The organism is Bradyrhizobium sp. 18BD (assembly GCF_054185225.1).
The window spans coordinates 239,097-252,822 of the sequence record NZ_JAVAYL010000004.1 but is presented as its reverse complement, the minus strand read 5'-3'; the positions used below and the strand labels follow the sequence as shown (position 1 = coordinate 252,822).

Here is a 13,726-nt window from a genome sequence, read left to right as displayed (position 1 = left end):
GACTGCGCTCGCAACGAACTCAGACTGTAACGCGGCTACGGACGTTCTCATCCCTTGCGACGGGTCCATCGTTCCTGTGGCTCATCGGCCCATATGGTGCCAAGGCCAAGCATCGTGATCCAGGTCTCGGCCAGCTTGCCGCATTCAATGCGATAGGCTTGCATACCGGCACGGCTGTGCGTTTCGCCGGTCGTGGAATCAGACCAGACAAATGCAAAGCGGAACCAGGCGCGATCGGCCGTAAAGGAATGATCGTAGACCACGATCCTGATTCCGGGGCGGTCCTTATGAACCGCCTGCAATTCCGTCGTGTATTCGTCGCGGGTCACGGTCCGGTCGCCCTTCTCGTCGTGCCGGATGTAATGCGATGTGACGCAGTCCGGGATCAGACCATACTGCCCTTCGTGCCAGACCCGCTCCCAACGATCGAAGAGTTCGCGCACACGATCGGTCATGTCACCTCCGAAAATTCAAGCGGGCCCGGGACTTCTGCGCTACGCTGCAAAACTCTTGCCGAAATCCGGATCTCGCAAAACTCCGAAGGCCGAGCAACTCGAACATCCGTGGGCGCCCGGATGAACCGCGTGACACCGTCCTGCATGCCTGCCCCGCCGCTTACGCGTCGGGCTGTCCTTTACGGTTCTCCAATTTCCTGATCCTCTCTCCCCAACCAGCCGGATCAACCGGCCTTGCCAGGGAGAGAGACGCCATGAAGCTCGGCACCGCCATTGCGGAAATCATGCGGCGCGAGGGGATCGAGATCCTCTGCGGCTACCCGGTCAACCATCTGATCGAGCACGCGGCGAAGGCCGAGATCCGGCCCGTGATGGTGCGGCAGGAGCGCGTCGGCGTGCACATGGCGGATGCAATCTCGCGGGTGACGTCGGGGCGCACGATCGGCGCGTTCTGCATGCAGCATGGCCCCGGCGCCGAGAATGCGATGGGCGGTGTCGCGCAGTGCTTTGGCGAATCCGTGCCTGTGCTGGTGCTGCCGATGGGCTATCAGCGCAGGCTCGCGCATATCGAGCCGAACTTCAATTCCAGCGGGGCGATGAAGCCGTTCTCGAAATCGTCCGAACCGATCATTTTGGCGGCCGAGGTCACCAACATCTTCCGCCGCGCCTTTACAAAACTGAAGAACGGCCGCGGCGGGCCGGTCATCGTGGAAATTCCCTCCGACATGTGGAACGAGGAGGTGCCGGAGCCGCTGAACTACACGCCAGTGCTGCGCACGCGCTATGGCGCCGATCCTGACCATGTGAAGGAAGCCGCCAGCCTGCTCGTCAACGCCAAGCGGCCGGTGATCTATGCCGGCCAGGGCGTGCATTACGCACAGGCCTGGCCGCAATTGAAGCGGCTGGCCGAGCGGCTCGCGATTCCCGTCACCACCAGTCTCGGGGGCAAATCGTCGTTTCCGGAGACGCATCCGCTCTCGCTCGGCTCGGGCGGCCTCGCAGTGCCGCGCGCGGTGCCGAAATTCCTCGCTGAGGCCGATGTCATCTTCGGCATCGGCTGCTCCTTCACCGAGACCAGCTTTGGCATCGCGATGCCGAAGGGCACGACCATCATCCACTCCACGCTTGATCCCAATCATCTCAACAAGGATGTGGAAGCGAAGATCGGCCTCGTGGGCGATGCCGGCCTCGTGCTCGATGCGCTGTTGGAGGAGATCGGCAAGACCGTCACGAAGGATCGCGACGCGTCCGCGGTCGCCGCCGAGATCGCTGCCTCGCACAAGGAGTGGCTGGCAAAGTGGATGCCGAAGCTGACCAGCAATGACGCACCCTTGAGCCCCTATCGCGTGCTGTGGGACCTGCAGCACACCGTCGACATCAAGAACACCATCATCACACATGATGCCGGCAGCCCGCGCGACCAGCTCTCGCCGTTCTGGAAGGCGGTGGAACCGCTGTCCTATCTCGGCTGGGGCAAGACGACGCAGCTCGGCTACGGCCTTGGACTGGCGATGGGTGCCAAGCTGGCAAAGCCCGACAAGCTCTGCATCAATGTCTGGGGCGATGCGGCCATTGGCTTTACAGGGATGGATTTCGAGACTGCGGTGCGCGAGCGCATCCCGATCATGTCGATCCTGCTGAACAATTTCTCGATGGCGATCGAGCTCAAGGTGATGCCGATCTCGACCGAGAAATATCGCTCGACCGACATCTCCGGCGACTATGCCGCGATGGCACGCGCGTTCGGCGGCTATGGCGAACGCGTGACCAGGCCCGAGGACATCACTCCCGCGATCAGGCGCGGCATCCAGAAGACGCAGGAGGGCGTGCCGGTGCTGCTGGAGTTCATCACCAGCAAGGAGACCGAGGTGTCGCGGCCGGGCACCTGAGGCAGCCGCAGGACGGCGGACGCTGGCTCCGGCCGCAGAAGATGTGATAATCCGGCCGGGTGCCGCGTATGTCGCGGCATTCAGCCGGAATGCGAATGATCACTCCCTCGAACGATGCTGCCGGGATCGACGAGCTCAAGCGGCAATTGCAGTCGGCCGCGGCCGAGAACGCGCGGCTGCGCGATCGCGAGAATGCGAGTGCGGAGATCCTGCGCACCATTGCGGCCTCCCCGTCCGATGCCCGGCCGGTATTCGCTGCGATCGCCTCCAGCTCGAAACGCCTGCTCGGCGGATTCTCCGCCACCGTGCTCCAGTTCATCGGCGATGAATTGCACCTCGTCGCATTCACGCCGACCAGCCCGGAAGCCGACGAAGGCCTGAAGGCGTCGTTCCCGCGCCGGATCGAGGATTTTCCGACCTTTGCCCTCGTGCGCGGCGGCGAGACGATCCAGTTTCCCGATAGCGAAGCCGACGACGTCCCAGAGCTGAACCGCAATCTTGCACGGCTGCGCGGTTTCCGCAGCGTGCTGTTCATGCCGCTGATGAACCGGGACAAAGCGGTCGGCATGATCAGCGTCACGCGCGCCGAGACCGGCGCGTTCGCGCCCGATCTCGTGCAGTTGCTCCAGACCTTTGCCGACCAGGCCGTGATCGCGATCGAGAATGCGCGCCTGTTCAACGAGACGCGGGAGACGCTGGAGCGCCAGACCGCCACCGCCGACATCCTGAAAGTGATGGCGGCCTCCCCGTCCGACGTGCAGCCGGTGTTTGACGCCATCGCCGCCAATGCCAACCGGCTCATCAGCGGCTTCTCCACCGCGGTGCTGCGCTACATCGACGGCGCGGCGCATCTTGTCGCATTCACGCGGGGCGATCCCGAGGGCGATCGCGTGCTGCAGGCATCGTTCCCGGTGCCGTTCGCGCAGTTCCCGGCCTACCAGCTCACGGCCAACGGTGAATCGGCGCAGCTCCCCGATACCGAGCTCGAGCCGGCCGCACGCGACATCGCACGCGCGCGCGGCTTTCGCAGCATGCTGTTCACGCCGCTGATGAGCGAGGGCGAAGCCAAGGGCGTCATCATCGCGACGCGGCGGACGACCGGCAATTTCGGTGCGCATCATGTCCGGTTGCTGCAGACGTTCGCGGACCAGGCGGTGATCGCGGTCAAGAATGTCAGCCTGTTCAACGCCACCAGGGAGGCACTGGAGCGGCAGACCGCGACCGCCGATATCCTCAAGGTGATCGCCGCTTCGCCCGCGGACGTCTCGCCGGTATTCCAGGCGATCTCCGACAGTGCCAAGGCGCTGGTCGGCGGACATTCCTCCACCGTCACCCGCGTCATCAACGGCATGCTGCATCTGGCGGCCTTCACGACCGACAATGAAGCCGGCAACGCGGAGCTGTTCAGCACGTTCCCGGCGCCGCTGGCCTCGTCGGGCATTCACAGCCGGGTCGCGACCAGCGGCGAATACGCATTCCGCAGAGACATGCAGAACGAGCCTGACCTGACGGACGCCATGCGCGAGCTGGCGCGGACGCGCGGCTATCGCAGCATCCTCGTGATCCCGATGCTGCGCGACGGCGTAGCGATCGGCACCATCGGCGTGACGCGGCCGGAGGCCGGTCCTTTTCCGGACAAGGCGATCAGCCTGCTCAAGACCTTTGCCGACCAGGCCGTCATCGCCATCGAGAACACGCGCCTGTTCAACGAGGTCCAGGACCGCACGCGAGAGCTCGCGAAGTCGCTCGACGATTTGCGGGCCGCGCAGGACCGGCTGATCCAGACCGAAAAGCTGGCCTCGCTCGGCCAACTCACCGCCGGCATCGCGCACGAGATCAAGAACCCGCTCAACTTCGTCAACAATTTCGCCTCGCTCTCCGCCGAGTTGACCGACGAGCTCAACGAGGTGCTGGCGCCCGCTCCGCTCGCGGGCGACGTCCGCAAGGAAGTCGACGAGCTGACCGACCTCTTGAAGGACAATCTCGGCAAGGTCGTGCAGCACGGCAAGCGCGCCGATTCCATCGTCAAGAACATGCTGCTTCATTCGCGCGAGGGCGGCGGCGAGCACCGGCTGAGCGACATCAACGCGCTGGTCGAGGAAAGCCTCAGCCTCGCCTATCACGGCGCGCGTGCCGAGAAGCCGCAGTTCGACGTGACGCTGAAGCACGAGCTCGATCCTGCGGCCGGACAAGCCGAAGTGTTTCCGCAGGAGATCACGCGGGTGCTGCTGAACCTGATCTCGAACGGGTTTTATGCCGTGACCAAGCGCCAGGCGGAGAAGGGTGCAGGCAATTACGAGCCGATCGTGACAGCCACGACGCGCGATCGCGGCGACAGCATCGAGATCCGCATCCGTGACAACGGCACCGGCATCCCTGACGAGGTGAAGGCGAAGATGTTCAATCCGTTCTTCACCACCAAGCCGGCCGGCGAGGGCACCGGCCTCGGGCTGTCGATGAGCCACGACATCGTGGTGAAGCAGCACGGTGGCCGGATCGATGTTGCGACCGAGCCGGGCAAGTTCACGGAGTTCAAGATCTTGCTGCCGCGGAAAAGTGGGTTTTCAGACAACAGCGGGGGATAGCGTTGCCGTCAGGAGCTTTCCAGAAACTGGTGTGGCTCATCCGGCGGCAAATGCTGTCGCTGTCCGGCGTCGGCCTCATGCTCGGCGCCCTGTTCTTCGCCGCGTCGCTGACGCCGACGCTGATCCCGCGGAGCTATCTCACGCAAGGCGCCCTCGCCGGCGCCTGTTTTGCGATCGGCTACCTCGCCGGAAACCTCTGGCGCTGGCTGTGGCACTATCTCGAACTGCCCGAACCGTCGGCGCAGCTGCGATCCGGCGCGAATGCGCTGGTCGCGGCCGGCTGCCTGATCGTCGTCATCGTCTATCTGTGGCGGGCCGCCGGATGGCAGAACTCGATCCGCGCCGTGATGAAGATGCCGCCGGTCGAGACCGCGCATCCGCTCAAGGTCTCTGCCATCGCCTTACTCACGTTCGTGGTGCTGCTAGCGCTGGGGCGGCTGTTCCTGCTCGTCTCGCGGTTTCTCGCCGTCCGCGCGAAGCGTATCATTCCGCGAAAGGTCGCCAATGTCCTTGGCGTCGTGATTGCCGGCCTGCTGTTCTGGTCGATCGCCAGCAACGTCCTGATCCGCACGGCGTTCAACGCGCTCGATTCGTCCTTCCGCGAATTCGACGCCTTGTTCGAGCCCGAACGGCCACAACCGGCCAACCCCGAGAAGACGGGAGGCGCGGCATCGCTGGTGAAATGGAAGGAGCTCGGGCGCACGGGACGCCGGTTCATCGCCTCCGGTCCGACCGCAGCCGAGATCAGCGCCGTCACCGGACAGGCCGCGCAGGAGCCCGTGCGTGTCTATGTCGGCCTCGCCGGGGCCGACACCGCGCAAGCGCGCGCCCGGCTTGCGCTCGACGAGCTCAAGCGGCAGCACGGTTTTGAGCGCTCCACACTCATCGTCGTCACGCCGACCGGCACCGGTTGGATCGATCCCGCCGCCATGGACACCATCGAATATCTCCGCCATGGCGACGTCGCCAGCGTCGCGATGCAGTACTCCTATCTCAACAGTCCGCTGTCGCTGCTGTTTCAGCCCGAATACGGCGAGGAAGCGGCACGTGTACTGTTCGCTGAAATCTACGGCTACTGGACGACGCTGCCGAAGGACCGGCGGCCGAAACTGTACCTGCATGGGCTCAGCCTCGGCGCCAGGAACTCGGAAAAATCCGCGGAGCTGTTCGAGACGATCGGCGATCCCATTGCAGGCGCGCTGTGGAGCGGCCCCCCGTTCGCAAGCCACATCTGGCGCTGGATCACCGCGAACCGCAATCCGGGCTCGCCGGCCTGGCTGCCCGAATTCCGCGACGGCCGCTTCGTGCGCTTCATGAACCAGAATGGACCGACGGTGCCGGCAGATGCGCCCTGGGGTCCGATGCGCGTCGTCTATCTGCAATATGCCAGCGACGCGATCACGTTCTTCGACTACCGCGACGCCTATCAGGCGCCCGCCTGGATGAGCGCTCCGCGCGGCCCCGACGTCTCACCCGAGTTGCGATGGTATCCCGTCGTCACGATGCTGCAGCTGGCTCTCGACATGGCGGTCGCCAACGGCACGCCGATGGGCTTTGGTCATGTCTACGCGCCCGAGCACTATGTCGATGCCTGGGTCGCCGTCACCGATGTCCATGACTGGTCCGCCGACGCGCTGGCGCAGCTCAAGGCGCATCTTGCGGCACGGGCGCGAAAGGCGCCCCAGGGCAATGTCACAGAGGATCCTTACGCCGACCGGGGCGGCTAAAGCGCCATGAGATTAGGATAGATCGTCATCGCGCTTTAGATCGTTGTTTGAGCATGACCTTTTCGGAAAACCGCTGCGCACTTTTCCGGATCATGCTTTAACGCCCTACTCCGCCATCTCGACGTGCTTGGCGACGGTGGGACCGGCCAGCGGCCGCTCCTCCATCAAGATCAGGCACAGCGCAGCGGTGGTCATCAGCGCGGTGGCGGCGCCGAAGACGTAGCGGAAGGCGTGGCGCATGTCGTCGGCGGGAATTGAAACCGCTCCGGCAACGTGATGCTCGCCGGCCAGCGGAACGTCGGTGCCGAGCGCGATCAGCAGGATCGCTGCGAAAGCCGCGACCGTGAACGAAGACATCAGCGAGCGGAAGAAGTTCATCGCGCCGGTGATGGTGCCGACTTGCGGACGTGCGACCGAGTTCTGCAGCGAGACCACGCAGACCGGGAACGTCGTGCCGAGACCGAGCGCGAACGCAGCCATCAGCGTCAGGAGGCCCCATAGCGGGAGGGTCGTCAGCGTGAGGCCAAGACCGCAGAAAGCGGCCCAGGAGGTGCCGACGATGGCGACACGCTTGTAATGCTTGGCGCGGGCCATGGTGCGGCCGGCCACGGCCGCTCCCACGGTCGAGACCGCCGCGAGCGGGATCAGCGCAAGTCCCGCCTCGCTGGCGCTGAGGTGATAGACCGTCTCATAATAGAGCGGCAACTGCACCGTGAGGCCGGTGATCGCACCGAGCCCGCAGCCGCCGGCCGTCAGCGCGAACGGCGCAACCGAGCCCGTCAACAGCTTCAGCGGCAGGAACGGCTCGTCGGCGCGGCGCGCGTGCCAGACGAAGGTGACCGCGAGCGCGACGGCCGCGCCGATCATCGACAGCACGGTCGGCGACAGCCACGGATAGCGCGTGCCGCCCCAGGTCAGCACCAGCATGAAGACGACGGCGGAGGCCATCAGCAGCACGCCGCCGAGCCAGTCGACCTTGCGCTTGCGGTGGAACACCGGGATCTTCTTCATCTTCGGCAGCAGCAGCGCGATCGCGGCGGCCGCGAGCGGCAGGTTGATCCAGAAGATCATGGACCAGTGCAGATGCTCGGCGAACACACCGCCGATCACGGGGCCCAAAATGCCGCCGACCATCCAGACGCTGGAGAAATAAGCCTGGTACTGCCCGCGCTCGCGCGGGCTCACGACGTCGGAGATCACGGTCTGCACGACGGGCATGATGCCGCCGCCACCGAGGCCCTGCAGGCCGCGGGCGAGGATCAGCATCGGCATGTTCGGCGCGATCGCGCACAGGATCGAGCCCGCGACGAACAGGCTGAGTGAGGTGATGATCATGGCCTTGCGGCCATAGATGTCGCTCAGCGTGCCGAACACCGGTGCGACCGCGGTCGAGGCAAGCAGATAGGCGGTGATGACCCAGGACAGATTCGAGACGTCCTGGAACTGGCGTCCGATGGTGGGGAGCGCGGTGGCGACGATGGTCTGGTCGAGGGCGGCCAGGAACATCGTCAGCATCAGGCTGATGACGATGGTCCGCACCTCGTCCTGCGACAGCGGCGCCGGCGGTGCGAGCGAAGGAGCGTCATCGACGCTCAAGACCTCGCTGGGAAGTCGGGACAGCTCTTCGGCAATATCGTCAGGCAACGCCTGGACGTCGGCAGTGCCCTGCCGTTCGAACTTGTTCATCTCGATCGGAAGCCGTGGAGCGGCGCAACGCCGCGAAGGATTCGTTCTATGCAGCCCAATGTAGACAGCAAAGTTCTTCCCAGGCAGGCACCGCGGCGCATGGGTGCATCCCGCCCCCGGGCGTCTCCCGAAGACGTGATCCCGGAATCGCGGCGGATCAGTCCTTCGGGCGTCGCTTCAGGCGCGCCCGTTTCGGCAGCACGGCCGGCCATTGCACGATGTGGTCTTCGAGATCCTCGTCCGGGATCTCCTCCTCGCTGCCCTCGACCCGGCCGCGCACGGAGACGCCGGCCTCATGCACGGTGTTGGAATCGCCCGAGACCAGCGGATGCCACCAATAGAGGTCGCGGCCTTCCGCAACGAGCTTGTAGCCGCAGCTCGGCGGCAGCCAGTTCAGGGTGCGGACATTGGCCGGGGTCAGGCGGACGCAGTCCGGAACCTTGTCGGAGCGATTCGGGTAGTCCTTACAGGCGCATGTTCCGGCATCGAGCAGCTTGCAGCCGACATGGGTGAAATAGATCTGGCCGGTATCCTCGTCCTCGAGCTTGTTCAGGCAGCAGCGGCCGCAGCCGTCGCACAGGCTTTCCCACTCCGCCGACGACATCTCTTCCAACGTCTTGGTTTTCCAGAAGAATCCTTCCTGGCCTGAAGGTCGTTTGGGAGCTGCGGTCATGCGTCTCAACAAGGTTCGAAAGAGCTACGGCTGACCCCATCTAGGGCGCGCGGGCATCAGGCTGCAAGCAACGCCCCCGTGTGGCCCGTAATGTACCGGGGTCAATTAGGCCTGTTGTTCAAAATAGCGAGCCTGACCATTGGTTTATAGCCCCTGCTCGGCTAGAAGGAACAGCAAGTCCCCTCGGACGCGAACCGGGCGCCTTGGGTTTGCCGCAACATTCCCGCAAGACGTCCCGATGCCGCCCCGGCCGGGTGCTTGAACGCTGTCGAAGCGAGCCGCAAGGGTTCTAGGTGGTTCAGAACACACCATCCAATTGGAAGAGCCGTGTCCGGAATTTCTTTCTGGACCTCGACGCGCGCATCGACTCCTCGCTGTTCTCCTCGGCCAAGGGCATTCGCGAGCTCTACGAGCGCTACTCGACCTTCATGGACCGGTTCTATGTCGGCCGCTGGAAGCGCTGGGTGTTCATCGAGCCGCTGTCGGAGGCTGCGACCCTCGGCCTCGGCGGCCTGGTGCTGATGCTGACGCTCGCCATCCCCGCCTTCCGCGAGACCGCGGACGAGGACTGGCTGAAGAAGTCCGACCTCGCGGTGTCGTTCCTCGACCGCTACGGCAACCCGATCGGCAGCCGCGGCATCAAGCATAACGACTCGATCCCGCTGGAAGATTTTCCGGACGTCCTGATCAAGGCGACGCTCGCGACCGAAGACCGCCGCTTCTACGAACATTTCGGCATCGACATCGCCGGCACCGCGCGCGCGCTCGTCACCAACGCGCAAGCCGGCGGCGTCCGCCAGGGCGGCTCCTCGATCACGCAGCAGCTCGCGAAGAACCTGTTCCTGAGCAACGAGCGCACCATCGAGCGCAAGGTCAACGAGGCCTTCCTCGCGGTCTGGCTGGAATGGCGCCTGACCAAGAACGAGATTTTGAAGCTCTATCTCGACCGCGCCTATATGGGCGGCGGCACCTTCGGCGTCGACGGCGCCGCGCACTTCTACTTCAACAAGTCCGCGCGCGACGTGACGCTGGCGGAAGCGGCGATGCTCGCCGGCCTGTTCAAGGCGCCGACCAAATACGCGCCGCACATCAACCTGCCCGCCGCGCGTGCCCGCGCCAACGTCGTGCTGGACAACCTCGTCGATGCCGGCTTCATGACCGAGGGCCAGGTGTTCGGCGCCCGCCGCAACCCGGCCTTCGCCGTCGACCGCCGCGACGAGGCCTCGCCAAACTACTATCTCGACTACGCCTTCGACGAGATGCGCAAGCTGGTCGACACCTTCCCGAAGTCGTACACCGAGCGCGTCTTCGTCGTTCGTCTCGCGATCGACACCAATGTGCAGAAGGCCGCGGAAGACGCGATCGAGAACCAGCTCCGCCAGTTCGGCCGCGACTATCACGCCACCCAGGCCGCGACCGTCGTCTCCGATCTCGACGGCGGCATCCGCGCCATGGTCGGCGGCCGTGATTATGGCGCCAGCCAGTTCAATCGCGCGACCGACGCCTATCGCCAGCCTGGATCGTCGTTCAAGCCTTACGTCTACACCACGGCGCTGCTGAACGGCTTCACGCCGAACTCGATCGTGGTCGACGGACCGGTCTGCATCGGCAATTGGTGTCCGCAGAACTATGGCCATTCCTATTCCGGCTCCGTGACGCTGACGCAGGCGATCACGCGCTCGATCAACGTCGTGCCGGTCAAGCTGTCGATCGCGATCGGCCAGAAGGAACAGCCGAAGGCGCCGAACCCGGCCAAGATCGGCCGCGCCAAGATCGTCGAGGTGGCGCGCCGCTTCGGCCTCAAGGCGCCGCTGCCCGACACGCCGTCGCTGCCGATCGGCTCGGACGAAGTCACCGTGCTCGAGCACGCCGTGGCGTATGCGACCTTTCCCAACCGAGGCAAGTCGGTGACGCCGCATTCGGTGCTCGAAGTGCGCACCGGCGCCGGCGATCTGGTCTGGCGCTGGGACCGCGACGGCCCGAAACCGAAGCAGGCAATTCCGCCGAACATCGCCGCCGACATGGCCGGCATGATGAGCCACGTCGTCAGCGAAGGCACCGCGCGACGCGCCGCGCTCGACGGCATTCCGACCGCGGGCAAGACCGGCACGACCAATGCTTATCGTGACGCCTGGTTCGTCGGCTACACCGGCAACTTCACCTGCGCGGTGTGGTACGGCAACGACGACTATTCGCCGACCAACCGCATGACCGGCGGCTCGCTGCCGGCGCAGACGTGGCACGACATCATGGTCGCGGCGCATCAGGGCGTCGAAGTGCGCGAGATTCCCGGCATCGGCATGGGCCAGAAGCTGCCGCCGCAGCCGAAGGACGCGAACGCTCAGGCCAGCGCCGCGCCGAAGGTGCTGGAGACCAAGCCCGGCCCGCCACCGGTGCTGACCAAGCGCGGCGCCGACATCCTGGTGCGCGTCGAGAAGCTGCTCGACGACGCGGCCAAGACCGCGAACAAGTCGTCGGCTGACGACAGCAAGCAGGCGAAGCCCGCCTCGGCAACCAGCGCGCTCGCCTTCCCGCAGAATTATGCGGAGGAGAACGTGAACTCCGTCCCGCGCAAGAACTGACAAGCAAGAACTGACAAGATCCCGTGCGGCTGATCCTGATCACATTGACGACCCTTCTGCTCGCGACCGTGGTCGGCGTCGGCGCGACCTGGATGACGACGACGCGCGGCACCGAGATCGGCGCGCTGACCATCGGCGCCTGGACCGCCCGTCCCCGCACCGGCACCGCCGACGTCGATCCCTATTCGCGCGCCACCATCGTGCGCAACGGCGAACTGCCGATCGGCACCGGCGACGGCGTCGCCTTCACCGCCACCGCCGACGACAAGAAGAAGGCGCTCGACGGCCGCTGCGACGTCGTCGTCTCCGGCGTGACGCCGCCGGCGCGGTTCTGGACACTGACGCTCTATGACCGCAAGGGCCACCTCGTCGCCAATTCGTTGCAACGCTACGGCTTCACCAGCCAGGAGATCGTGCGGCAGTCCGACGGCACGTTCGAGATCCGCATCGCCTCGCGCTCGCGCGCCGGCAACTGGCTGCCGACCGGTGGCATCGAGCGCTACGCCCTGATGCTGCGCCTCTACGACACCCCCGTCGGCGTTGCCACGCGCACCCAGCGCGATGCGCCGATGCCCACCATCAGCACGGTGGGCTGCTCATGATCCGCCTAGCGTTCACCATCGTTGCCGGCGTGGTGCTGGGCCTCGTGGTCCATCTCGTCAGCGTGCTGGCGCTGCCGCGGATCGCGACGCAGGACGCCTATTCGCGGCTGACGCCGATGACCAAGCTCAACGGCGTGACGCAGCTTCCCCTCGCCGATCCCAACACCTCGCCGATGCCGTTCATGGACCCGGCCTTCGCGATCGCGATATGCCGCTACGACCTCACAAGCGGGCCGATCAAGCTCACCGTGCCGGTGAGCCAGGCCTACACCTCGGTGTCGTTCTACACCCGCAACGAGATCGCCTATTACGCCATCAACGACCGCTCCGCAGGCAAGAAGGTGATCGAGCTCGACCTGATGACGGAAGCGCAGCACAACGACCTGCCCGAGGACGAAGAGGTCACCGCGGCCGACCGCCTGATCATCGATTCCCCTGCGACCACCGGCCTGATCGTGATGAAGGCCCTCGCCGCCGAGCCCGGCCTGATGCCGCAGGCCCAGGCAACGCTCGCCGCCGCCAGCTGCGGCCCGCAGACCGAGCAGCCCGCCAAGGCCGAGGCGCCGCGCGGACGGCGCTGAAGCGGACCTTTTCGGCAAGCTCACAACAAAAAGTGCGAAAACAACCCCATGCACAGTAGCGGGGGCATTGAAATCATTGAGCTCTTTAAGAGGCGACTGGAGGCTGCCGAGACGCACGCGCGCCTTTGACTCGTCGGGCAAAACAGGAGCATACTGGCATCGTCGAAAGTACGTCACACCCGCGCGGGAAGAAATCCGCCGCGGGTGTTTTCATGTGGGAGCAAATGCGCTCCCGATAGCGACTTCCCCGGCTGCGCCGTCCGCGCCCACAGCAGCGCGAATGGACCCACTCCGAGTTTCGCCAGCCGAGCTTCTCTACGACATTGCCAACGGCTGCAACCGGTGGCGCCGCCGGATGCGATAGACCGATGCCGGGGGAATGTTGAATGCCGTTCGCCCGACCAGGCTTGCCTTCAGCCCAAGGCGATCGAGAATCGGCCGTGGCACCGGACAACGCGGTCCATATGTGAACTGATAGAACGTGCCGCCCTCCTGCATGTGGCGGAACGCTCCAGCGAGGATGGCGATCACCTTTCGCGGCGACATCGACAGCAGCGGAAGGCCGCTGACGACAGCAGAAGCTGGGGCCATGAAAGGCTCGTATTGCGAGAGCTGGCGTGCGTCCATCCAGAGCACGCGGGCCCTCGGAAATCGCTCCTGCAAAAGCCGGAAGAAGTCTGAACCATATTCCACGAGCAGCAAGTCGCACTCGGGCACGCCGCATCGGATCAACGCCTTCGTGAAGATGCCGGTCCCCGGTCCCAACTCGATGACCGGGCCGCTTCCCGGCACGATCTCCTGCGTCATCACGCGGGCCAGCGACTGACTTGACGGCGCTATCGCGGAGACTTGCCAGGGATTGGAAACGTACGAGCGGAAGAACTGAAAAAAGTCGGCAACTGCGGTGGTGTTCATGACAATCCTTCTTCCGATCGCGCAAGCGAAC

At 65.0% G+C, this 13,726-nt stretch carries 10 protein-coding genes; 6 read left to right on the top strand and 4 right to left on the bottom strand.

All coding sequences use genetic code 11. From position 1 onward, the window contains the following. Window positions 1-47: 47 nt before the first annotated feature. Window positions 48-455, bottom strand: a complete 408-nt coding sequence (locus RAD16_RS09550; RefSeq protein WP_458157616.1) for a nuclear transport factor 2 family protein — start codon at window positions 453-455, stop codon at window positions 48-50. Window positions 456-655: 200 nt separating this feature from the next. On the opposite strand from RAD16_RS09550, the gene RAD16_RS09545 reads away from it, so the two are divergent. The 3 genes from RAD16_RS09545 to RAD16_RS09535 all read left to right on the top strand — a co-directional run bounded on the left by RAD16_RS09545 (window position 656) and on the right by RAD16_RS09535 (window position 6,656). Then, window positions 656-2,344, top strand: a complete 1,689-nt coding sequence (locus RAD16_RS09545) for a thiamine pyrophosphate-requiring protein (protein ID WP_458157801.1) — start codon at window positions 656-658, stop codon at window positions 2,342-2,344. 95 nt (window positions 2,345-2,439) lie between these two features. Next, window positions 2,440-4,929, top strand: coding sequence for a GAF domain-containing protein (locus RAD16_RS09540; protein ID WP_458157615.1), 2,490 nt, complete (start codon window positions 2,440-2,442; stop codon window positions 4,927-4,929). Between the two features lie 50 nt (window positions 4,930-4,979). After that, window positions 4,980-6,656 (top strand): alpha/beta hydrolase, encoded by a 1,677-nt coding sequence (locus RAD16_RS09535; RefSeq protein WP_458157800.1) that lies wholly within the window; start codon window positions 4,980-4,982, stop codon window positions 6,654-6,656. A gap of 105 nt (window positions 6,657-6,761) precedes the next feature. Here the strand turns inward: RAD16_RS09535 and RAD16_RS09530 are convergent, their stop codons facing one another. Both RAD16_RS09530 and RAD16_RS09525 read right to left on the bottom strand, forming a co-directional pair. Beyond that, window positions 6,762-8,342: an MDR family MFS transporter gene (locus RAD16_RS09530; RefSeq protein ID WP_458157614.1), complete on the bottom strand. Its 1,581-nt coding sequence runs from the start codon at window positions 8,340-8,342 to the stop codon at window positions 6,762-6,764. 157 nt (window positions 8,343-8,499) lie between these two features. Further along, window positions 8,500-9,015, bottom strand: a complete 516-nt coding sequence (locus RAD16_RS09525) for a YcgN family cysteine cluster protein (RefSeq protein ID WP_458157613.1) — start codon at window positions 9,013-9,015, stop codon at window positions 8,500-8,502. A 293-nt stretch (window positions 9,016-9,308) separates the two neighbouring features. On the opposite strand from RAD16_RS09525, the gene RAD16_RS09520 reads away from it, so the two are divergent. Genes RAD16_RS09520 through RAD16_RS09510 form a run of 3 tightly spaced genes read left to right on the top strand, consistent with a single transcriptional unit; the run spans window position 9,309 to window position 12,780 of the window. Further along, the gene (locus RAD16_RS09520) at window positions 9,309-11,597 is read left to right on the top strand and encodes a transglycosylase domain-containing protein (RefSeq protein WP_458157612.1); all 2,289 of its coding nucleotides are present in this window, start codon (window positions 9,309-9,311) and stop codon (window positions 11,595-11,597) included. 23 nt (window positions 11,598-11,620) lie between these two features. Then, a complete protein-coding gene (locus RAD16_RS09515) occupies window positions 11,621-12,199 on the top strand; it encodes a DUF1214 domain-containing protein (protein WP_326899717.1) in 579 nt (192 codons plus the stop codon). Further along, on the top strand, window positions 12,196-12,780 hold the full coding sequence (locus tag RAD16_RS09510) for a DUF1254 domain-containing protein (RefSeq protein ID WP_458157611.1): 585 nt from the start codon (window positions 12,196-12,198) through the stop codon (window positions 12,778-12,780). Before RAD16_RS09515 ends, RAD16_RS09510 begins: the two co-directional genes overlap by 4 nt. Before the next feature lie 315 nt (window positions 12,781-13,095). On the opposite strand, the gene RAD16_RS09505 is transcribed toward RAD16_RS09510, so the two are convergent. Then, on the bottom strand, window positions 13,096-13,695 hold the full coding sequence (locus RAD16_RS09505; protein ID WP_458157610.1) for a class I SAM-dependent methyltransferase: 600 nt from the start codon (window positions 13,693-13,695) through the stop codon (window positions 13,096-13,098). Window positions 13,696-13,726: the final 31 nt, after the last annotated feature.